This window comes from Streptomyces sp. NPDC050388, assembly GCF_040655635.1.
Taxonomy (GTDB): Bacteria; Actinomycetota; Actinomycetes; order Streptomycetales; family Streptomycetaceae; genus Streptomyces.
The window spans coordinates 128,682-151,474 of record NZ_JBFAKH010000003.1; the positions used below are offsets into that span (position 1 = coordinate 128,682).

At 69.1% G+C, this 22,793-nt stretch carries 14 protein-coding genes; 10 read left to right on the forward strand and 4 right to left on the reverse strand.

Annotation, left to right across the window (positions count from 1 at the left end):
* Positions 1-19: 19 nt before the first annotated feature.
* A complete protein-coding gene (locus AB0I73_RS03055; RefSeq protein WP_363033167.1) occupies positions 20-1,288 on the reverse strand; it encodes a hypothetical protein in 1,269 nt (422 codons plus the stop codon).
* Between the two features lie 570 nt (positions 1,289-1,858).
* Between AB0I73_RS03055 and AB0I73_RS03060 the strand changes: the two genes are divergently transcribed.
* From AB0I73_RS03060 to AB0I73_RS03095, 8 genes are all read left to right on the forward strand, one after another.
* Entirely contained in the window at positions 1,859-2,812 is a 954-nt protein-coding gene (locus AB0I73_RS03060; protein WP_363033169.1) for a taurine catabolism dioxygenase TauD, read from the forward strand.
* Positions 2,813-3,073: 261 nt separating this feature from the next.
* Positions 3,074-3,940: a polyprenyl synthetase family protein gene (locus tag AB0I73_RS03065; RefSeq protein ID WP_363033171.1), complete on the forward strand. Its 867-nt coding sequence runs from the start codon at positions 3,074-3,076 to the stop codon at positions 3,938-3,940.
* Positions 3,937-5,046 carry a Rieske 2Fe-2S domain-containing protein gene (locus AB0I73_RS03070; protein ID WP_363033173.1) on the forward strand — a complete coding sequence of 370 codons (1,110 nt, stop codon included), beginning with the start codon at positions 3,937-3,939 and terminating at the stop codon, positions 5,044-5,046. The genes AB0I73_RS03065 and AB0I73_RS03070 overlap by 4 nt, the downstream gene beginning before the upstream one ends.
* Positions 5,047-5,117: 71 nt before the next feature.
* A complete protein-coding gene (locus AB0I73_RS03075; protein WP_363033175.1) occupies positions 5,118-6,116 on the forward strand; it encodes a Rieske 2Fe-2S domain-containing protein in 999 nt (332 codons plus the stop codon).
* 4 nt (positions 6,117-6,120) lie between these two features.
* Positions 6,121-7,149: a Rieske 2Fe-2S domain-containing protein gene (locus AB0I73_RS03080; RefSeq protein WP_363033177.1), complete on the forward strand. Its 1,029-nt coding sequence runs from the start codon at positions 6,121-6,123 to the stop codon at positions 7,147-7,149.
* Entirely contained in the window at positions 7,142-9,523 is a 2,382-nt protein-coding gene (locus tag AB0I73_RS03085) for a PEP/pyruvate-binding domain-containing protein (protein WP_363033179.1), read from the forward strand. The genes AB0I73_RS03080 and AB0I73_RS03085 overlap by 8 nt, the downstream gene beginning before the upstream one ends.
* Positions 9,520-10,488 (forward strand): lysylphosphatidylglycerol synthase transmembrane domain-containing protein, encoded by a 969-nt coding sequence (locus AB0I73_RS03090; protein ID WP_363033181.1) that lies wholly within the window; start codon positions 9,520-9,522, stop codon positions 10,486-10,488. The genes AB0I73_RS03085 and AB0I73_RS03090 overlap by 4 nt, the downstream gene beginning before the upstream one ends.
* The gene (locus AB0I73_RS03095; RefSeq protein WP_363033183.1) at positions 10,485-10,943 is read left to right on the forward strand and encodes a protein phosphatase; all 459 of its coding nucleotides are present in this window, start codon (positions 10,485-10,487) and stop codon (positions 10,941-10,943) included. Before AB0I73_RS03090 ends, AB0I73_RS03095 begins: the two co-directional genes overlap by 4 nt.
* Positions 10,944-11,569: 626 nt before the next feature.
* On the opposite strand, the gene AB0I73_RS03100 is transcribed toward AB0I73_RS03095, so the two are convergent.
* Together AB0I73_RS03100 and AB0I73_RS03105 are read right to left on the reverse strand one after the other, a co-directional pair.
* On the reverse strand, positions 11,570-13,099 hold the full coding sequence (locus tag AB0I73_RS03100) for a UDP-N-acetylglucosamine 1-carboxyvinyltransferase (RefSeq protein WP_363033185.1): 1,530 nt from the start codon (positions 13,097-13,099) through the stop codon (positions 11,570-11,572).
* Positions 13,100-13,181: 82 nt separating this feature from the next.
* The gene (locus AB0I73_RS03105; protein ID WP_363033187.1) at positions 13,182-13,382 is read right to left on the reverse strand and encodes a DUF4236 domain-containing protein; all 201 of its coding nucleotides are present in this window, start codon (positions 13,380-13,382) and stop codon (positions 13,182-13,184) included.
* 378 nt (positions 13,383-13,760) lie between these two features.
* On the opposite strand from AB0I73_RS03105, the gene acnA reads away from it, so the two are divergent.
* Positions 13,761-16,484, forward strand: coding sequence for an aconitate hydratase AcnA (gene acnA, locus AB0I73_RS03110; protein ID WP_363033189.1), 2,724 nt, complete (start codon positions 13,761-13,763; stop codon positions 16,482-16,484).
* 526 nt (positions 16,485-17,010) lie between these two features.
* Here acnA and AB0I73_RS03115 read toward each other — a convergent pair.
* Positions 17,011-20,826, reverse strand: coding sequence for a GH92 family glycosyl hydrolase (locus tag AB0I73_RS03115; RefSeq protein ID WP_363033191.1), 3,816 nt, complete (start codon positions 20,824-20,826; stop codon positions 17,011-17,013).
* 405 nt (positions 20,827-21,231) lie between these two features.
* Between AB0I73_RS03115 and ngcE the strand changes: the two genes are divergently transcribed.
* Positions 21,232-22,728, forward strand: a complete 1,497-nt coding sequence (gene ngcE, locus AB0I73_RS03120) for an N-acetylglucosamine/diacetylchitobiose ABC transporter substrate-binding protein (protein WP_363033193.1) — start codon at positions 21,232-21,234, stop codon at positions 22,726-22,728.
* Positions 22,729-22,793: the final 65 nt, after the last annotated feature.

A 22,793-nucleotide genomic window follows, 5' to 3' on the forward strand; every position in this document is an offset into this window, starting at 1 on the left:
CGTAGCGAAGCGGAGATTCTCAGAACCGGCGCCAGGGCGACATGCCGGCGGCCTTGATACGGCGGTGGAGCAGGACGCAGTAGGCGGCGTCGAGCAGGAACGTCCACCCGTACATGACGTTGATCAGCGGCGTCAGCGGATACGAACGGTTGCCCAGCGATCTGCGCGTGAAATCGGACCAGTTCGTGGGCCAGGTCCGCTGTGGTGAGGTGGTGACGGTGAGGGCCGTGGCGATCCAGGCGCACAGCGTGCCCAGCCACTTGCCCACGGCGATGTACATCGACTGGCCCGCGGGCGATCCGCGGTCCTCCAGCATCTTGATGTACAGGATGGACATCATGAGGTTGATACCGAATCCGGTGTACTCCCCGTCGGGGTCCGCCAGGTCGATGAAGGCGTGGTAGTTGACCGACAGGGCGACGGCCAGGCACAGCCCGAAGATCGGCCGGAAGTAGCGGCCGAGCGCGCTGTCCGGGAACTGCGTCGCGCCGTACTTCCACACCTGCCAGGCGATCACCGCGTCGACCAGGAAGCCGAAGATGCTCGCGGTGTGGAAGTAGTCGCCCAGCGGGTCCAGGAGGAAACCGTAGGCGAACTCCCAGGTGAGATTGGCGAAGAGAGCGGCGAGTGGCACCCCGTACGTCTGGTCGGCGAAGCCCCGGTAGATGATCGCCACGTAGGCCACCAGCCATCCGACGACGCACAGCATGCCGAACAGGACGACGGCGCTCGACACCCCTTCGGCCGAGCTCTTCTCCTCGTGCCGGTCCGCCTCCGGATCCGGGAAGCGGTCCCGCAGGGGGGCGCAGTGGAGCGTGAGCGCACGTTTGAGTCGCTCGCGGTCCTCGGCGCCGATGGATCGTAACTGTGCTTCGAACTGCACTTCCAGGTCGGCGACTTCATGTCGGAGCCGTTCCTCAGCCGCGTCGCCGTAGGTGTCCACGAAGGCGGCGTAGATGTTGGTGCGCTTGATCGCGCCGGTGCCACGGGCGTACTGCTCCAGGTCCCACGCGACGTAGGCGAGGCTCTCGGCGGGCCGCAGCGTCTCGCGGAGCGCCTCGTCGCCGTCGCGGGCCCACGGCCGGCCGAGGTCGCGGACGACGCGCAGTTCGCTGGGGGCCAACTCCATCAGTCGCCGGAGTTGTTCCGGTTTCGCGGCGCCCTGGCGGACCGCGAATTCCGCTTCGGCGAGTTCCGCGATGTCCCGATGGGAGCGCGCTCCATCGGGAATGCGGGCGCAAAGGCGGGCCAGGGCCCTTTCAAAGTAGGCGTCCCGGAAACTTGCCATATGTCCGAATAGCTTCCCTCCGACGGGTTCTGGGGCGAGTGCGGCAAGACGAGCGCGTTTCACCGCGAATGCGAGGTAGCGCACCGTCAACCGGACCGGTGTGGCGCGAAGTTGCTGTTTGAAAGTAGACCTGAGGACGGGGCGGTGGATGCCTTCGCTGACAGCGACCTCGGTGCCGCGCCGAATCGGTGGGGCCACCTGCGTGACGACCGAGGTCAATAGCCGTTTGACTCGCTGAGACGCTGTCAGTCTCAGGCCTCTCATCCTGCTCAAACCAGCCTCCTGGAATCGAACGCCGCATGGCTTGTTTCGAGCCATGGACAAGCAACCGGCGTAGCGGAACTGACTATTCAGAGTTGCAGTCCCTCGAACGAATGGTGAACATGGTGTACCATGATGATCCGCACAGTCCAGGCTTACTCGCAAGGCCTGACGCGCAGGCTCGGCTGCATTCGCCGCTAACGCCGCCTGTTCCGTTCGTCGCAGATTCGGTCGCCGTCCAACCAGCCACGGGGGATCGTAATGGACGTCGTTTTAGTGCGCTCACTTTCGGCCGAAGAGGCCGATGGGTTGTGTAAAGCAGCCAAGGCCGTGCTGGCCGCCCAGGGCTCTCCGACGAAGCCCTCTTTCCATGAGGGCCTGGAAGACCATATCCATCGAATACCGGAGTCAATTCGCGCGGTACTGAAGGAATTACGGGAATCGCCCACGCTGTGCGCCCTGCACCTGTCCGGGGTGCGCGTCGACCCCGACCGGTGCGGTCCCACACCGCTCTCCTGGCAGGAAGCCCTCGACGACAGCCGCCAGGAACTGGAGGAGGCGCAACTGGCCCTGCCGGCCTCCTGTCTGGGTGGGGTCTTCGCCTGGCCGACCATCCAGCGGGGCCGGATGGTGCAGAATCTCGTCCCGGTCGAGAGCGACCGTTACGAGCAGAGCGGCCATGGCCCGGTCGTCCTGGAGCGGCACACCGAGGACGGCTTCCACCAGGACAGATGCCGCTATCTGGCGCTCCTCGGCGTCAGGAACCCCGACCGGGTGCCGACCACGCTCGGCACCGTCCACGACGTACGACTGACCGACGAGCACCGGTCCGTGCTCAGCGAGCGCCGCTTTCTGATCCGCCCCGACCTGGAACACCTGCGTCAGTCGGCCGAGTCCGCCCCTGACAGTGAGACGCTCCGGCGGGCGCGCGAGATGTACGAGAACCCAGAGCCGGTCGCCCTCCTCTTCAGCAGTCCCGAGGCCCCCTGCCTGCGGATCGACGCGCCCTACACGGCGGCGCTGCCCGGCGACGACGAGGTCGCCGAGGCGCTGGCCGCGATCGTCGACGAGCTCGACCGCGCCCAGCGCGACGTGGTGATCTGCGAGAGGGACGTGCTGATCGTGGACAACTACCGTGCCGTACAAGGATGTCGGGCCTACCGACCGAGGTTCGACGGTACGGACCGCTGGTTGAAGCGGATGAGCGTGGTCGGCGATCCGCTGTCCGAAGCGGCGGCAGGCGCGGGCGCGCGGGCGCTCTGAGCGGACCAGCCGTCGCACTGCGATCCATCCGTCGTTTTCTCTGCACAAAGGGTCCCGCAGGGCCGAACGCAGCACATCCGCAGGCCGGATCTGTGCGATCGGTGACCGGAATCCCATGCCATCCCTGATTCCTTCAAACGAATCGGCGTCATCGGCCTCCCCATTAGCCCGATGGCCCGTTCGGCGCACTGACGGGGAGAGTGAGACTTCGTGTCCTTCGCGATGGACAGCACCCAAGTGGAACCAGAACTTCCGGCCCCGATGGAGAATTTCCGTCGCCAGGTCGACGAGAAGCTGCGCTCCTCCGTCGACTCGGTGGAGCCGCCTCGGCTGCGTGAGGCCATGGCCTATTCGCTGCTGTCCGACGGAAAGCGCATCCGGCCGACTCTGTGCCTGTTGACCTACCAGATATTCGACACCGACGTCTCGATTGCGCTCCCCACCGCCTGCGGCCTGGAAATGCTGCACACGGCTTCGCTCATCCATGACGACCTGCCGGCCATGGACGACGACGATTTCCGTCGCGGCAGCCCTTCCAATCACCGGGTGTTCGGCGAGGGCATGGCGCTGCTCGCGGGCGACGCGCTGCTCGCCTATGCGCTGGAGTTCATCCTCCACAACTCCGAGTCGCTGCAACCGGAGAGACTGCTGGGCGTCATGGCCAAACTGATCGAGGTGGTCGGCCCGTCCGGACTCTCCGGCGGTCAGGCGCTCGACCTCTACTGCCAGGGACGCGACGACGTCGACCCGTGGACCGTGGAGGAGATGCACATCAAGAAGACCGGCGCCCTCATCGAGGCTTCCGTGGTGACCGGGGCGATTCTGGGAGGCGCCTCGCAGGACGACATAACTCGCCTCACGACGTATGCGCGGAATCTCGGGCTCGCCTATCAGATCGTCGACGACATTCTCGACGAGACGTCCAGTTTCGAGGAGTTCGGCAAGGACGTCGGCCAGGACCGGGCCGCGGGCAAATGGACGTACCCCCGGCTGGTGGGGGTGGCGAAGGCACGTGAGCGGGTGTGCGGACTGATCACGCGGGCGGTGGCGGAGCTCGACGGGTTCGGCGAGCGCGCGTCGATGCTGCGCTGGGCCGCTGAGGTGGTCGGCAGCCGGGGGGCGGCGTGATCGGCGCGGACGGCTCCCCGGAGGAGCTTCGGACCGTCCCCGCCGCGGCCGTTCCGCCCAATCCCGCCGGGGCGAACATCGCCGCCTCCTGGTATGCCGCGGTCAGGAGTTCCCGCATGGGCAAGGGGCCATACCGGATGCGGTTGTTCGGGCGTGAGGTGGTGCTGTGGCGTGACCGGCTGGGGGTAGTGCGCTGCGTCGCCGCACACTGCCCGCACCAGGGCGCCAACCTGGGCCTCGGGGACGTGGTCGACGGCGAACTGCGCTGCCCGTTCCATCACTGGCGGTTCGACGGGAACGGGGTCTGCTCCGCGATCCCCGGGCTGTCGCGCATCCCGACGACGGCCCGGACGCGGTCCTACCCCACGCGCGAGGCGTACGGCTTCGTCTGGGTCTGGTACGGCACCGCCGAACCCCTCTTCGACCTGCCGGAGTTCCCGGCTCTGACCGACCGACCCCGTCGCTACCTCGGCTTCTACTACGACGACGCGACTACCGGGACGATCCGCCAACTGCTGGAGAACGCGGTCGACCACCAGCACTTCAGCGCCTTGCACGGACTGGATCTGGACGGGGTGGAGTTCCGCGTGCTGGCCGAGCAGTCTGAGGCGGCGGACAACGGCCCGCCGCTGACGCGGGACGACGCCTGGTTCGGCGTCTGGTTTTCCGGCCGGCCGTGGCGGCCGCCGCTGCGCCGCTCGCCCCTGGGCTGGATCACCGGTGTCGTCTCCACCTTCGCGATGGGCCGCCGTATGCAACTGCTGGTCGACGGGTGGCCGGGCGGCCAGCGCTTCACGGCGTACGTCGACGGCGTCGAGGTCTACAAAGTGATCATGGGGATCGTCCCCGAGGGCGACCGGGCCACCCGGCAGGTCGGCTGGGCGGGGGTGCGTCGCACCGGACGCTGGTACCGGACCCTCTTCAACTACGCCTTGTTCTGGGTGCAGAACAGGGCGGGGACCTTCCAGGACGTACCTGTCTACGACTCGACCCGCAACGCCCAGCCCACGCTCTACGTGCGCTACGACAACGGGCTGCTCCGGTTCCGCCGCTACTACCAGTCGTGGGTCGACCGGGCCGCGGACGACGGAAAGGCCGGCCGATGAGTTTCGCGCCGGTACGGGGGCAGGCACCCCGGAATCTCGAACCGCCCCGCGACCTGGCACGTGGGTGGTACGTGGCTGAGCGTTCCACCCGGGTGGGACGACGGCCCCGGGCCGCCGTGGTGGCCGGACGGGAGGTGGTGGTCTGGCGCGCGGGCGACGGCGCGGCCGTGGTGATGGACCGCTTCTGTCCACATCAGGGAGCCGCTCTGGAGCTGGGGCGGGTAGTGGACGGCGCGCTGCGGTGCGTCTTCCACCACTGGCGGTTCGACGGTGAGGGGACCTGCGTGGCCGCCCCCGCCACCCGGCGAGTGCCGCATGGCGCCTCGGCGCGGGTCCACCCCTCCTGGGAGGGGCTCGGCTACGTCTGGACCTGGGTGGGCTCGGCGGCTCCCGAGTACCCGCCGCCCGACTTTCCCCATCTGGACCGGCGGTCACCGGCCCACCGGCGCTACCGGTTCGCCTTCGACACCAACGCGACGGCGCGCCGGGTGCTGGAGAACGGCTTCGACGTACCCCACTTCCCGGTGGTCCACGGGATCGCCGGCGATCTGCGGCTCACCTGGGACGCCGAGGTGGACAAGCACACGATCGGGACGCGCATCACCACGGACTCGATCACCCTGCCGGCCCCGCTGGACCGGCGGCCGGGCGGTCTGGGCCGACTCTGTCTGCACCTGCGCTCGACGCCCTCGTACCAGGTGCTGACCTTCGAGCTGAACGACCGCCCGGTGGCGCACGAGTTGCTCGCCGTGACGCCGGTGGCGCAGGGGCGGACCACCATGCACGGCTGGACCGTCATGCCGCGGTCCGGCGGGCTGCTCGGCTCCGCTCCGGTCTTCTGGGGCTACCGGCTCCAGCACTGGTGGGGGACGCGAGCGGATCTGCGTATCTACCGGGATGCCACGGAGACCGACGGCTCGATCAACACGTCCGACGACGAGGGCGTGCTGCGGTTCCGCCAGTTCCATCGCCGTTGGACGGGCGGGGGCCGAGGGACGGGGCAGCCGGTGCGGCGCGGCGAGGGCGGCACAGTCTCGAGGAGGGGATGGGATGAGGCACAGGACGTCTGAGCGGATGGCCAGGTCGGCACGGCCGATCACGAACCTCGCCTCCGGCTGGTATGTCGCTCTTCCCTCCGCGGAGTTGCGGCGCCGGCCACGCCGGGTCACCCTCTTCGGCAACTCCTACGTGGGCTGGCGCGGTGGCGACGGCCGGGCCCGGGTGCACAGCGCGGTCTGCCCGCACGCGGGGGCCGCCCTGCACGGCGGCAAGGTGGTCGACGGCACGCTGGAATGCCCCTTCCACCGCTGGCGGTTCGACGAGTCCGGGGCGTGTGTCTTCGTGCCGGGGCGGCGCCCGCCGACGCGGGCCACCGTCACCGCGCTGCCCACCCGGGAATGCTCGGGCTATGTGTGGGTGTGGTACGGCAGCGGGCCGCCCCGCTACGAACCACCCGACCGGCCGGACCTGGCGGTGCGGCGGTTTCCGGGCGTCCGGGGCTTCCGACTGGCCGACCCGACCCGGGCCACCACCCGGCGCATCCTGGAGAACACCTACGATCCGGACCATCTGGTGGCCCTGCACGGGCTGACGGTGGCCGGGGACGCCCGGATCGAGTTCGCGGACGCGCGCGAGCGGTCAGCAGACGGCGGCACGCCGGACGACGAGCCGGAGGAGCGCTGCGACGCGACCCTTACCTGGCCCGCGTACCGAGGTGCGCTCGGCACGGTGTCGAACGTCTTCGGGCTCAACGCGAAGGAGTTCACCCTGCGCATGCGCGGCTGGGCGAGCTGCCAGGAGATCGAATACTACGCGGACGGCCGGCGTCTCTACCGGATGGTCCTGGCCGTCACCCCGATCGGGGAGCACCACAGTGTCCAGCACATCAACGCCGCCGTCGACCCCGACGGTGCGGGGGCCCTGGGGTGGGTGCGCGCGCTCGTCCACCGCGCGGAGGTGCAGGTGGCTGCCCGTCAGGACCTCCCGATCTTCGACACCCTGCTGCCGGGCGACCGGCACGGCATCTATGTGCCCGGTGACGCGGCGGTGCGCAGGTTCCGGCGTTTCTACCAGCGGTGGGTGGAGGTGGCAGAGCGTGGCTGAGGGCATCGTGAGCCTGATCGAGGCCGCGGACCTGCCCGTCGAACGCGTCGGGGGCAAGGCCAGGGGGCTGGGCCGGCTGGCGGCGGCGGGATTCCGCGTACCGCCCGGGTTCTGTATCCCGGTGGATGTCTTCACCGCTGCGGCGGGCCGGGAGGAGGACCAGGAGAGCGCCGGCGGGTCGGGGCTGCGCGACGACGTGGTCGCTCAGGTGCGGGAACGCTGGGAGGCCCTGCCCGCCCCGCACGGCGTCGCCGTGCGTTCGTCGGCCACCAGCGAGGACGGTGCGGCGAGCAGCGCGGCCGGCCAGTACGAGAGCGTGCTCGGCGTGCGCACCTTCGAGGAGTTGCTCGCCGCCGTCGGCCGGTGCCAGCGGTCCCGGCACTCCTCCGCGGCCGGGGTCTACCGGGGCCGAATCGGTCTCGCCGAGGAGGCCCCGGCGATGGCCGTCGTGGTGCAGGCGATGGTCGCCCCCGAATGGGCCGGGGTGGTGTTCACGGCGGAGGCGCCGGTCGCGGACGATGACCAGCTGGTCCTCGTGGAGGCGGTCGAGGGGCTCGGCACGCAGCTCGTGGACGGAGTGGTGGAGCCGAACCGGGCGGTGTTCTCCCGCAAGGAGCCGCACCCGCCCGCGTTCAGCACCGCGTTCGGTGAGCGGATGGGCGAGACGGACGGTCGCGGGAGCCGTCTGCGCTCGCTCGTGCGTACGGCGCTGGCGGTGGAGCGGGCGCTGGGCGGACCGCAGGACATCGAGTGGGCGCTGGACGACACCGGGCTGCATCTGCTGCAGGCCCGCCCGATCACCGCCGCCGTCCCGCAGCCGACGCAGTTCGGTGACTGGGTGAGCGAGGTCCCCGGGGCACGGTGGGCTCGGATGAGCATCTGCGACTCGTGGCTGTCCGATCCGCTCTCCCCGCTGTTCGCCACCACGCTGTTCCCGACGCTCGTCGACCGGTGGGCGACCAACTGGGGCGGTCCACGCGAACTGCGCGCACGCAGCCCGCTGATCCCGGAGCCGATGCACGGGACCGTCAACGGCTTCGCCTATCTGCGCTTCGACTTCCCCCTCTCCCGGCATCCCTTGCGCACCCTGCGGCTCACCGCGCGCTGGCTGGACTTCCATCTCTCGCCGGTGGAGCGGCGCTGGCGGCGCGAGGTGCTGCCCGCGCTCCGGGAGGGCCTCGACCGGGTGCGGGACACACCGCTCGTCGACCTGTCGTCGGCCGAGGTGCTGCGGCGGATCCGGACTGTCGAGGAGCTGAGCGCCCGCTACTGGGCGGTGATCGGTGGCCTCGCCTGGCACTGGAACACCACCGAGTGGCTGCTGGGGGCGGTTCTGGCACGCGGTGGCCGGCGCACCGCCGGGCTCACGGCCGGATCCCTGCTCGTGGGCGAGAACCGGTTCGCCCACCAGGCCGAACGTGCCCTGGACCGGGTCGCGGCGGCCGCTCCGGAGGACGAGGAGCAGCTGCTGCAGGAGTACCTGCGGCGCTTCGGCCACCTGGTGTACAGCCTCGACCTGGCCGAGCCCACCGCGATCGACGATCCTTCGATGCTCCGCTCGGTGATCGCCGGCCGCCGCCGTGACGGCGGCGGTGAACCGGGCGCCATGGCAGCAGTGCCGGGCCCTGGCGGTGATCCGGCACACCGGCTCGGGCGCGGTCCGGTCGGCCGGTTGCGGCGCGGGGTCCACCGGTGGGCGAACCACTGGAGCGGAGTACGGGACGAGGCCCTGCACTATTTCACGCTCGGCTGGCCGTTCATGCGTGCCGGGTATCTCGAACTCGGCCGCCGGTTGGTCCTCGTCGGCCTGCTCGACGCCGCCGCCGACGTGTTCTACCTGACCGGGGAGGAACTGGAGGGCTGGGTGAGCGCCGGAACGAGCGACGCGGGATGGCGCGACCTGGTGCGCGAGCGCCGCCTGCGGCGCCAGTGGCAGCGGAGGCTCAACCCGCCCGATGTGATCCCCGCCGACGCGCGCATCATGCTCTTCGGGGCCGACATGACCTCCCTGGCCCTGTTCGGGGTCGAGCGGGGCGTGGACGGGGAGGACCGGCTGAGCGGATCGGCGGTGAGCCCGGGGAGCTGCACGGGCCGTGCCCGGGTGATCCACGAGATCGCGGACGCGGACGCGCTGGAGAGGGGGGAGGTCCTCGTCGTACGCCAGGTGACGCCTGCGTGGGCGCCACTGCTCGCCCGGGCGGGCGCGGTGGTGGCCGATGTCGGGGGCGCGCTGTCCCACGGCTCGGTGGTGGCGCGCGAGTACGGCATCCCGGCGGTGATGGGCGTGAGGACCGCGACCGCGCGGATCGGCACCGGGGACGTGCTGACCGTCGACGGCGACGCGGGCACAGTGCAGCTGAGGAGCGATCCTTGATCCCGACCGAGTCCCCGCCGAAGAGCCGCAGCACGCGCGACCGGGTGATCCGGGCGCTGCTGTTCGCGGCGGTGGGCGTCAGCCTGGTCATCACCCTGCGTGATATGGATCCGGATCATCTGTGGACGGTGCTGCGGGCCGCCGATTGGCGTTGGGCGGCCGTGGCCGTCCTGGCCAATGTCTCCTCGCAGGTGACCCGGGCCGTCGGCTGGAACACGTTGTTGACCGACTCCCGCCTCCGGTTCCCTCTCCTGGTGCGGATCGAGTTCGCCGTCCAAGCAGCGGCGGCCGTCAGCCCGGAGGGGGTGGGCGAGTTCGTCCGGGTCGGCTACCTGCTGCGCGAGGGGGTGGCCCGGACAGCGACCGTCACGCTCATGCTGGTCCGCAAGTACTTCTCCAGCCTGGGCCTGGTGCCCTTCCTGGTGCTTGTCTGGTGGCAGGGGAGCGGGGTGCCTGGCTGGGCGGTGGCCGTGGCCTGGGCGTATCTCGCGGTGCTGACGGTGGAGACCGTGCTGATCGTGAGGGTCGCGCGCACTCCGTCCGCCCCCGCCCGGGAGAGCCGGCTGCGCAGAATCGTGTTCGATGCGCGCACCTCGCTCGGGCCGGTCCGCCGTCCGCGTGTATTCGCGGAGTTGGGGGCGGCGGCGCTCGCCACCCGGGCACTGGATCTGTTGGCGGTGGTGGCGGTGGCGAAGGCTCTGGACCTGCGGCTGGCGGCGGCCGTCCTGGTGCTCGTGCTCCTGTCGGTCGAGGTGTCCAACATCCTGCCGACCCTGCCGGGCCAACTGGGCACCTTCGAAGCGGCCGTGCTGGGCGCGACGGCGGGCTTCCTCGGGCAGGCCGAGGCTTTGGCCTTTGCGCTAGTCTTCCATGCCCAACAGGTGCTTCCCCAGATCCCCTTGGGGATGATTGCCATGGCCAGCAAATCAATTGCAAGAGACCGATCGGAACGGAATTCATCATGACCGAACCGTGGAACGCCGATACTCCTAAAGTGATTACGCTCCCCTCGGGGCGGAGGGTTCGCGGACGTGGGCTCAGGTACGACCTTCCGGAGGGACAGACTCCCACGTTAGCCGTGCATCTGACGGAGCATCAGCCTCCCGAGGTGCCGTGGGAGTCCTTGTGGATTCCCTGGCGGGATTTCTGGCTTCCCGCCGACTCCATGGACGCTATGCGCAAACTCCGCGTGGCGTACGACCGCGCCACGGACGAACGCTTGGAGATCTGTTGCGGGGGCGGCGTCGGGCGGACCGGCACGGCTCTCTCCGCGTTGTGCGTCTTCGAGGGCATGAACCCCAAAGAGGCGGTCAAATGGGTGCGGCAGAACTACCACTCCCGTGCGGTCGAGGTGCCGTGGCAACGACGTTTCATCCGCCAGGTGTTCACCACCGGCGCGGCCGGCCAGGAGCAGTCGTAGGGGTCGGCTCCTGCGATGTGCGGCGGATTTCACGGCCGCCGCTACACGGTGTTCCACCACCTATGGACGGGAGATCAGCAGAGCGTCCGGCCGGGTCCCCCGGCCGGACGCTCTGCTGTGCTGGACCTGGGTCGGCGTGCTTTGACCAGTTCAGGGTGTGAAGCTTTAGTACTCCAGCCGGACTTTTAGATTTTCCCTGGTCAACGGGCAGGTGGTGGGGAGTGTAGCGGGTGTGCTGTGGTCGCGGGACGGTCTTGCCGGGGCCGTCCCGCGAAGGTGTGCCCGCGCCGCATGTAGTGACAGCGTCGGGCGCGTGCTTGGTGGCGGTGTCTCCAGCGGGACCAGTTCACCGCGTGGTCGCGGCCTGCGGGATGGCGGCGGGGTTCAGTTGCTGGCAGACGGCGGATTTCAGCCGGTGTGAGGTCCACGAGGTCGGGAGTGTCGGCTGCGTCACCCCTACGCACGGCAGCACCGCCACCGACGCGGTCTTCGCGTAGCCCGGGCGGCCGGGAGAGTCCGATCCCGGCCCAAAGTCCCAGAGAAGTCCCACAAGTGCCGCCGCACCCCTTCCAGAGCTGCATTCGCGCAGGTCAGGCAGGGCGCGGCGGCATCTGCGCGGCAGAGATTCAGATGTCCCGGAAGATCTCGATCTGGGCCCCGACCGAGTTCAGTCGCTCCGCCAGGTCCTCGTAACCCCGGTTGATGACGTAGACGTTGCGGAGCACCGAGGTGCCTTCGGCGGCCATCATCGCCAGGAGGACGACCACGGCGGGGCGCAGGGCCGGGGGGCACATCATTTCGGCGGCGCGCCAGCGGGTGGGACCCTCGACCAGGACGCGGTGGGGGTCCAGGAGTTGGAGGCGGCCGCCGAGGCGGTTGAGGTCGGTCAGGTAGATGGCGCGGTTGTCGTAGACCCAGTCGTGGATGAGGGTCTGGCCCTGCGCGACCGCCGCGATCGCCGCGAAGAACGGGACGTTGTCGATGTTCAGGCCCGGGAACGGCATCGGATGGATCTTGTCGATCGGCGCTTCCAGCTTGGAGGGCCGGACCGTGAGGTCGACCAGCCGGGTGCGGCCGTTGTCGGCGACGTACTCGGGGGTGCGGTCGTGGTCGAGGCCCATCTCCTCCAGGACCGCGAGCTCGATCTCCAGGAACTCGATCGGCACTCGGCGCACCGTCAGTTCGGACTCGGTGACGACGGCCGCGGCGAGCAGGCTCATCGCCTCGACCGGGTCCTCGGACGGGGAGTAGTCGACGTCGACGTCGATGGTGTGCATGCCGTGCACGGTGAGCGTGGTGGTGCCGATGCCCTCGACCCTGACGCCCAGCGCCTCCAGGAAGAAACACAGGTCCTGGACCATGTAGTTGGAGGAGGCGTTGCGGATGACGGTGACGCCGTCGTGCCGGGCGGCGGCCAGCAGCGCGTTCTCGGTGACCGTGTCCCCGCGTTCGGTCAGCACGATCGGCCGGTCCGGGCGCACGGCGCGGTCCACCACCGCGTGGTACTGCCCCTCGGTCGCGGCGATCTCCAGGCCGAACCGGCGCAGCGCGATCATGTGCGGCTCGACGGTGCGGGTACCGAGGTCGCAGCCGCCCGCGTACGGCAGCATGAAGCGGTCCTGGCGGTGCAGCAGCGGGCCGAGGAACATGATGATCGAGCGAGTGCGGCGGGCCGCGTCCGCGTCGATGGAGGCCAGGTCCAGCGTGGCGGGCGGCACGATCTCCAGGTCGACGCCGTCGTTTATCCACCGGGTGCGGACGCCGATGGAACCCAGCACCTCCAGGAGGCGGTACACCTCCTCGATGCGGGCGACGCGGCGCAGCACCGTGCGGCCCTGGTTGAGCAGGGAGGCGCACAGCAGTGCCACGCACGCGTTCTTGCTCGTCTTCACATCGATGGCGCCCGAGAGGCGGCGGCCGCCGACGACCCGCAGATGCATGGGGCCGGCGTAGCCCAGAGAGACGATCTCGCTGTCGAGTGCTTCGCCGATGCGGGCGATCATCTCAAGGCTGATGTTCTGGTTGCCGCGTTCGATGCGGTTGACGGCGCTCTGGCTGGTACCGAGAGCCTCCGCCAGCTGTGCCTGTGTCCAGCCACGGTGTTGCCGGGCGTCGCGGATGAGCTTGCCGATGCGTACGAGGTAGTCGTCTGACATGAGGCTGAGGCTATCTCAGATATGAGATGGCGCCTCCTGGGGGCCTCCCGAGTGGGGCCATTCGGGTGATATGACGTCAATATTACCTGGTGCGGCGGGTGCTGCGCGTGCGCCGCCATCCGAAAGGTCCGGGCAAATCCATCGATGTCGTACGGCGTCCCGTGCTGCTCGTGGTGTGGCGCGGGCCGCGCCTCCCGCCGGTGGTGACGGACCAGGAGCGCTTGTTGATGTTCAGCCGCACCCCCGGAAAGATCCTGAAGCTCTTGCGGAACGTGAGCGGCATCCCTGCCTCCCTCCCTGGGTTCGCGGTGCCGGGTTCGCGGCGCCGTCCCGGTGCGCATACCCCGTCCGGGGCCGGTGATGACGGGGTCGAGGGGAGAAGGGTCGGGAATGGGGAGAGGGCCGGGAGCGGGGTACCCGGGAGGGTGGTATCCGGGTGTCGTGAGCGGGCCCACGCATGACCATTCGGCCGCGGTGTACTAGAGTTATCTCGACATCGAGATATCTGCCGAGGTGCACCGCAGCCACCACCCTGGTAAGGGGTACCTAACTTAGCCTTACCTTAGCGGATCGGTCGAGACGTGGGTGGCGGCACCACGCGGCGGTAGCCGCACACGGTTTGCGGTGTGGTGGTACGCGTACATCAATGAAGGAGACTGTCGTGTCGGCGAACAGCTTCGACGCCCGCAGCACGCTGCAGGTGGGCGACGAGTCGTACGAGATCTTCCGGCTGGACAAGGTCGAGGGCTCCGCGCGCCTTCCCTACAGCCTGAAGGTGCTGCTGGAGAACCTGCTCCGTACCGAGGACGGCGCGAACATCACCGCCGACCACATCCGAGCGCTCGGCTCCTGGGACTCCCAGGCCCAGCCGTCGCAGGAGATCCAGTACACCCCGGCCCGTGTGATCATGCAGGACTTCACCGGTGTCCCCTGTGTCGTGGACCTCGCCACCATGCGCGAGGCCGTCAAGGAGCTCGGCGGCGACCCGGCGAAGATCAACCCGCTGGCCCCCGCCGAGCTGGTCATCGACCACTCCGTCATCGCCGACAAGTTCGGCACCAACGACGCCTTCAAGGTGAACGTCGACCTGGAGTACGGCCGCAACAAGGAGCGCTACCAGTTCCTGCGCTGGGGCCAGACCGCCTTCGACGAGTTCAAGGTCGTCCCGCCCGGCACCGGCATCGTCCACCAGGTGAACATCGAGCACCTGGCCCGTGTCGTCATGACCCGTGACGGCAAGGCCTACCCCGACACCCTGGTCGGCACCGACTCGCACACCACCATGGTCAACGGCCTCGGCGTCCTCGGCTGGGGCGTCGGCGGCATCGAGGCCGAGGCCGCCATGCTCGGCCAGCCGGTCTCCATGCTGATCCCGCGCGTCGTCGGCTTCAAGCTGACCGGTGAGCTCAAGCCCGGCACCACCGCCACCGACCTCGTGCTGACCATCACCGAGATGCTGCGCAAGCACGGCGTCGTCGGCAAGTTCGTCGAGTTCTACGGCGAGGGCGTCGCCGCGACGAGCCTGGCCAACCGCGCCACCATCGGCAACATGTCGCCGGAGTTCGGCTCCACCGCCGCCATCTTCCCGATCGACGACGAGACGCTGAACTACCTGCGCCTGACCGGCCGCAGCGACCAGCAGGTCGCGCTCGTCGAGGCGTACGCCAAGGAGCAGGGCCTCTGGCTGGACCCGAAGGCCGAGCCGGACTTCTCCGAGAAGCTCGAGCTGGACCTGGCCACGGTCGTGCCCTCCATCGCCGGTCCGAAGCGTCCGCAGGACCGCATCGTCCTCGCCGACGCGAAGGCCCAGTTCGCCCAGGACGTGCGCAACTACGTCAAGGACGGCGGCGACGTCGACGAGGCCAGCAAGGAGTCCTTCCCGGCCTCCGACGCGCCGGCCATCTCCAACGGCGCCCCCAGCCACAAGGTGAAGGTCACCGCCGCCGACGGCACGGAGTACGAGCTCGACCACGGCCACGTCACCGTCGCCGCGATCACCTCCTGCACCAACACCTCCAACCCGTACGTCATGGTCGCCGCCGCCCTGGTGGCCAAGAAGGCGGTCGAGAAGGGCCTGACCCGCAAGCCGTGGGTCAAGACCACCCTCGCCCCGGGCTCCAAGGTCGTCACCGACTACTTCGACAAGGCGGGCCTGACCCCGTACCTCGACAAGGTCGGCTTCAACCTCGTCGGCTACGGCTGCACCACCTGCATCGGCAACTCCGGCCCGCTGCCGGAGGAGGTCTCCAAGGCGGTCAACGAGCACGACCTCGCCGTCACCTCGGTGCTCTCCGGCAACCGCAACTTCGAGGGCCGGATCAACCCCGACGTCAAGATGAACTACCTGGCGTCCCCGCCGCTGGTCGTGGCCTACGCCATCGCCGGTTCGATGAAGGTGGACATCACCCGCGAGTCCCTGGGCCTGGACCAGGACGGCAACCCGGTCTTCCTCAAGGACATCTGGCCGACCGAGGCCGAGGTCAACGACGTCGTCGCCAACACCATCGGCGAGGACATGTTCTCCAAGTCCTACTCCGACGTCTTCGCCGGCGACGCCCAGTGGCAGGCGCTGCCGATCCCGACCGGCAACACCTTCGAGTGGGACGCCGAGTCCACCTACGTCCGCAAGCCCCCGTACTTCGAGGGCATGGGCATGGAGCCGGCCCCGGTCGAGGACATCGCCGGTGCCCGCGTCCTGGCCAAGCTGGGCGACTCGGTCACCACCGACCACATCTCCCCGGCCGGCGCCATCAAGGCCGACACCCCGGCCGGCAAGTACCTCACGGAGCACGGCGTCGAGCGCCGCGACTTCAACAGCTACGGCTCCCGCCGCGGCAACCACGAGGTCATGATCCGCGGTACGTTCGCCAACATCCGCCTGCGCAACCAGATCGCGCCGGGCACCGAGGGCGGTTACACCCGCGACTTCACGCAGGACGGCGGGCCGGTGTCGTTCATCTACGACGCCTCGCGCAACTACATCGACCAGGGCGTCCCGCTGGTCGTCCTGGCCGGCAAGGAGTACGGCTCCGGCTCGTCCCGCGACTGGGCCGCCAAGGGCACCGCGCTGCTCGGCGTCAAGGCCGTCATCGCCGAGTCGTACGAGCGCATCCACCGCTCGAACCTCATCGGCATGGGCGTGCTGCCGCTCCAGTTCCCCGAGGGCCACACCGCCGAGACGCTCGGCCTGACCGGCGAGGAGACCTTCTCCATCACCGGCGTCACCGAGCTCAACGACGGCGCCATCCCCCGCACGGTGAAGGTCACCACCGACACCGGCGTCGAGTTCGACGGTGTCGTCCGCATCGACACCCCCGGCGAGGCGGACTACTACCGCAACGGCGGCATCCTGCAGTACGTGCTGCGCAGCCTGATCAGCAAGTGATCTGATCAGCGAGTAAGCGGTACCGCAAGGCAGTTGGGGGCCGCATCCCCGTCCGTCGGGGATGCGGCCCTCGCTGCGTCAGCCGTTTACAACCGGAGCGTACGGCGCTACCTTCCCTGACGAGTGGGGTGGGAGCGCTCCCACCTTTTCGGCGGACCGGAACCCGTCGCGGGCGCGCCCCCGTCCCGCTCGACCCCACGAGCCCCGCACTTCCGCCTCGCTGCATCGCTCTGCGGTGCGTCACATAGGCGAGCGGGCCCGGAGGAGAGACGATCCTCGCGAGCACCCTGCCCAGGGGGGAGGTGGGGTCTCTGGAAGAGCGCGGGACGTTCGAGGCAACGGAGTGCGACGGGGAGAGCGCCGAGGGTGTGCAGCGCCTCGGGCTGGACCTCAAAACTCGCCATCCGGTCCTGGAAGAGATGGAACGGAGCCTCGTGGTCCGCTTCCGCTGCACACCACAGGGGTACTTGTCGGCACAGGGAAAAGGCGGGCCCGGACTAAGCCCGAACCCGCCTCGAGGGGGAGGTCAGCTCAGGAGTTCCACCTCCGTCAGCACCGACTCACCGGTGAGGACCAGCCGGTAGTGGCCGTAGGCCTTCGGCCTGTCGACCGAGAAGGCCCGGGTCTGCCGGTCCCAGCGGAAGGACTCGTCCGCCCGCTCGTCCAGGTCCTTCCACGTCCGGCCGTCCGAAGACCCCTGCAGCACCCAGCCGGTGGGCGCCTCGGCGGCGTCCGAGGACGTCAGCGTGTACTGCACCGCCTTCGTCCTCCCGGTCACGGGCAGGTCGACCGTGGACACCGTGGCGCCGGTCGCCGACGTGTCGTCGAACAGGGCGCCCGCGCCCTTCAGCGCGTCCTTGCGGGGCGCGGGCACCTTGCCGTCCTGGGTGATCGACACCGGTGCCGCGTCCTTGCCCGTGCCCCATGTCGACGGCCGCGGGCCCATGTCGAACTCCAGGACGCCGCCCTTCGCGATCAGCGCGTGGGGGAGCGAGGTGGAGTTCCAGCGCTTGCCGTTGACCTTCAGACCCTGCACGTAGACGTTCTTCGCGCTGTTCTTCGGCGCCTTGACGACCAGTTCGCGGCCGTTCTCCAGGTGCACGGTCGCCTTCGTGAACAGCGGGGAGCCGATGGCGTACTCACCGCTGCCCATCACCAGCGGGTAGAAGCCGAGGGAGGAGAACAGATACCAGGCCGACTGCTCGCCGTTGTCCTCGTCGCCGTGGTACCCCTGCCCGATCTCGCTGCCGGTGTAGAGCCGGGACAGCACCTCCCGGACGTTCTTCTGGGTCTTCCAGGGCTGTCCGGCCGCGTCGTACATGTACAGGGCGTGGTGGGCCACCTGGTTGGAGTGCCCGTACATGCCCATCCGGACGTCCCGCGCCTCGGTCATCTCGTGGATGACGCCGCCGTAGGAGCCGACGAACTCGGGGGAGGCCGTCTCCGGGGTGGCCAGGTACTCGTCGAGCTTGTCCGCGAGGCCGCCCCGGCCGCCGTACAGGTTGGCCAGGCCGCGGCTGTCCTGCGGGGCGGTGAAGGCGTAGCCCCAGCCGTTCGTCTCGGTGTAGTCGTACCCCCAGACCCGCGGGTCGTACTTCGAGGACTCGACGCGCCAGTCGCCCTGCGTGTTCTTCCCCTGGAAGAAACCGGCCTCGGAGTCGAACAGGTTGACGTACTCCTGGGCGCGGTCGAGGAAGTAGGCGGACTCCTCCTGGTAGCGCTTGTCGCCGGTCTTCTCGTACAGGGCCTCGCCCATCTTCGCGATGCCGTAGTCGTTGAGGTAGCCCTCCAGCGCCCACGACAGGCCCTCGTGCGTCTCGGTGCCGGTGTAGCCGAGGAAGGGCGAGGTCGCCATGCCCTTGCGGCCCACACCGGACGACGGGGGCACCACGGTGGCGTTCTTCACCGCCGCGTCGTACGCCGCTTCCGCGTCGAAGTCGACGCCCTTGACGTAGGCGTCCGCGAACGCGACGTCGGAGGAGGTGCCGGTCATCAGGTCGGCGTAGCCGGGGGAGGACCAACGGGAGGTCCAGCCGCCGTCCTTGTAGTGCTGTACGAACCCGTCGACCAGCTCACCCGCCTTGGAGGGGGTCAGGAAGGAGTAGGCGGGCCAGGTGGTCCGGTAGGTGTCCCAGAAGCCGTTGTTGACGTACACCTTGCCCTCGACGATCTTCGCGCCGGTGTGCGTCGGGGTGTCGGGCCCGGGCATCTTGGAGAACGGCGAGGCGTACTTGTAGGTGCCGTCGACCTTCTCGAAGCCGGAGTTCGGGTACAGGTACAGCCGGTACAGGCTGGAGTAGAGCGTGGTCAGCTGGTCCGGGGTGGCGCCCTCGACCTCGACCCTGCCGAGCAGCCCGTCCCACTGCCGCTGGGCGCTCTTCCTGACGGCCTCGAAGGACCGGCCCGCGGGGATCTCCTGGCGCAGGTTGTCCTTCGCCTGGTCGACGCTGATCAGGGAGGTGGCCAGGCGCAGGGTGACCGTACGGTCCTTGCCCGCGTCGAACCGCAGATGGCCCTTGACGCCGCTCGTGCTGCCGCCGGTGACCTTCTTGTCGAACTCGCCGTACACGAACAACCGGGTGGCGCCCGTGGACAGTCCGGACTTGACGTCCGAGTAGCCGGTGAAGGTGCCGTTCTCCTTGTCGAGGGTCAGGCCGGCCTGCTCGGTGACGTTGTCGAACAGGACGCTCGCGTCGTCGCCGGGGTAGGTGAAGCGCATGACCGCCGCGTGGTCGGCCGGCGCGATCTCGGCCTTCTGGCCGTTCTCGAACCGCACCCCGTAGTAGTACGGCCGCGCGGTCTCGTTCTCGTGCCGGAAGGCCAGTTCGCGTTCCTCCCGGCCGAGGGCCGGGGTGCCGGACGCGGCGGAGGGCAGCACCTGGAAGGTCTGCCGGTCGCCCATCCAGGGGCTCGGCTCGTGGCTCGCGCTGAACGCCTGGATCGTCGGCAGGTTGTCCGCGTTGTTGCCGCGCGCGTAGTCGTACAGCCAGCTCAGCGAGCCGGCGTTGGTGACCGGGGTCCAGAAGTTGAAGCCGTGCGGCACGGCCGTCGCCGGGAAGTTGTTGCCGCGGGAGAAGCCGCCGCTGGAGTTGGTGCCCCGGGTCGTCACCGCGTAGTCGGACAGATGGGCCTTGGGCGGTTCGGGCTTCACCGTCGTCAGCGAGATGTCGTCCAGCCAGCCGCGGAACTTGGCGGGACCCTTGGGGGAGTCGTACGCCACCAGGATCCGGTCGACGGTCTTGCCGGCCGCGACCGAGCCGATCCGGGAGGTCACGTTGTTCCACTGGTTGACGTACAGGACCTTCGAGGAGCCCTGCCCGCGCGGGGTCAGCGGGAAGCCGTGCTGGTCGGTGGCGCGCAGGTCGCTCAGGCGGGTGCCGTCGGTGAAGGCCAGGTCCACGGAGACGTGGGTGGCGTCGTAGTCGAGATCGCCGTCCGCCATGGACGGGAAGACGCGGTAGGCCAATCGAGTGTCCCGGCCGACCGCCACATCGACGTCGAAGACCTTGTTGTACGAGTACGCCCGCCCGTCGGCGGTGTGCCGTCCGGCGTAGCGCAGTGCACGCTTTCCGGTGAACCCGGCGCCCGACTTCGCCGTCGGGGAACCGCTCGGGCCGCGGTCGACCAGCGAGAGCATGTCCTGCGGGACGGGCGCCTCGCTGTCGCCGGTGGAGAACTGGACGTCGGCCAGCTGGAGGATGCCGCCGCTCTGGTTCTTGGTGAACTCGATGCGGAAGTGCCGGTACTCGGCGACGGCGGAGGCTTCGAGGGCGTAGATCTTCGTCTGGAACCGCTCCGGGAAGGACTCGCCCGAACGGGTGTCGAGAGTCTTCCAGTCCTCGCCGTCGGCCGAACCCTTCAGGGTCCAGTCCCGCGGGTCGCGTTCGGCGTGGTCGTTGGCCGAGGTGAGGGCGTAACGGACGGCCCGCACCGGCTTGTCCAGGTCGAACTCCGCCCAGCCGGTGGACTCGAAGGCCAGCCATTTGGTGCTCGGCTCACCGTCGACCAGGTTCTCCTTCACCTCCCCGCCGCCGGTGTTCTCCGCGCTGGCGCGCACCTCCGTGACGTGGTCGGTGACATTGCCCGGAATGCCGCTGCTGTAGCCGCCGTCGACGCCCGAGGCGCGTTTCTCGCCGCCCGGTGCGGTGTCGACCGTGTTCAGCCAGTCGGGGGTGGGCTCCCCCGGCTCGAACGACGAAGCGAACTCCCGGTCGGCCTCGGCCGGGGCCCCGGGCAGGGCGACCGCGACGCCCGGTGAGGCCGCGGCCAGGGCGAAGGCGGTCGTCGCGACGACCACCGGACCCCATCTGAGCCGAACTCTGTGCCGAACTCCGTGCTGCATGCGCGAGCACCCTCCCTGCGCTGGACAACGTTGTCAGAATCGCTGCGCAAGCACCAGTAGTGGGCCAAGTGGCAAGTGGTGTCAAGGGTGTTGGCTGCGGCGTTCGCGTCCGGGGGCAGGGATTCTTCCGCTGCGGAACGTGACGGCCGCTCGTTTTTCCGCCAGGTCTCAACTCGGAAAAGACCGGTGGTGAACCTTGCGTTCGATCTTGCTCCGTCGGAGGGAAGTGGACTATACCTGTCGGCACTCCGGGGCATCCTCACAGCACCTCGAACAGCAGACGTCCCGTACCACTGGTGCCACCGGCACCGGCCGCACTTCCTGCACGACCCAGCTTGACCCGAACGCGGTGCCGGGAAGGATCCGGTTCACCGCCTGAGTCCTGGAGAAGGCGAGGACTTGAGCATGGGATCCACTTCCGCCGAGAACGACGGCACCCGTGACCACGGCACGCGTACCCACGGCACTTTCGGCCACCACAGCACCGGAGTCGGCCGCCGCGACCTGATCAAGCGGTCCGCGGCGCTCGGCCTGGTCTCCGTACCCGCGATGGGTTTCCTGTCCGCGTGCGCCAGCGGCGGCGGGGAGGACCAGGACAAGGCCAAGGCGGGCAAGAAGACCGAGCAGAACCCGCTCGGCGTCAACGACACCGCGCAGATGGAGTTCGTCCTGTTCGACGGCGGTTTCGGCAAGGAGTACGCCGAGGACGCGGTCAAGGTCTACGAGAAGGCGTTCCCCGGGGCGACGGTCAAGTTCTCCGCGACCCAGAAGATCCAGTCCACCCTGCAGCCGCGGTTCAACCAGGGCAACCCGCCCGACCTCATCGACAACTCCGGTGCCGAACAGATGGACATGGGCGTCCTGGTCGGCAAGAAGCAGCTCGCCGACCTCACCCCGCTGTTGGACGCCCCCTCCTACGACGACCCGGCCAAGAAGGTCCGCGACACGCTGCGCCCCGGCATCGTGGAGATGGGCCAGTTCGACGGGGAGCAGGTCTGGATCCTGTACTACGCCTACACGGTCTACGGCGTCTGGTACTCGCAGAAGGCCCTGGACTCGCTCGACGAGCAGTACCCCGAGACCTGGGACCAGATGCTCGCGGTCTGCGCCAAGGCCAAGAAGAAGGGCATGGCGGGCTGGACGTACGCGGGCAAGTACCCGTACTACGTCCCCTTCTCGCTCTACCCGATGATCGGCAAGGTCGGCGGGCGCGAGGTGCTCGACGCCATCGACAACCTGGAGCCGAACGCCTGGAAGCACCCCGCCGTCAAGGCGTGCTTCGAGGCCTACTACGAGCTCCAGCAGAAGGGCTACGTCCTCGAGGGCACCCCGGGCCTGGACCACGTCCAGTCGCAGACCGCCTGGGCCCAGGGCAAGGCGCTGTTCATCCCGAACGGCTCCTGGGTGGAGAACGAGTCGGCGAAGGTCATCCCCGCCGACTTCGACCTGGCCGTCTCCGCACCCACCGGACTCGACTCCTCCGACAAACTGCCCTTCGGCACCATCTGGGCCTCCGGCGGCGAGCCCTTCGTGGTGCCGGCCAAGGCGAAGAACGGCGCCGGCGGCATGGAGCAGATGCGCATCATGCTCAGCGAGGCGTCCTCGAAGAACTTCACCAGCAAGGTGAAGTCGCTGACCGCGTACAACGGCGGCACCGACGGCATCGAGCTCACCCCGGGCCTGAAGGCCGGTGTCGCCGCGCTCGACAAGGCCGGCGAGAACGTGGTGAACCCGCGCATCCAGGACTGGTACGTGCAGCTCCAGAAGGAGAAGATCGGCGTCTCCGGGCTCGGCGAGATGATGGCCGGCCGCGCGACCCCGGCCGAGACCATCAAGAAGATCCAGGGCTTCGCCGACGCGGCGGCCAAGGACTCGTCGATCAAGCACTACAAGCACCAGTGAGGATCCGTCACCAGGGCCTGTCCGGCACCCCCGTGCCGGGCGGGCCCCGGCGGCGCCCGCGCGCA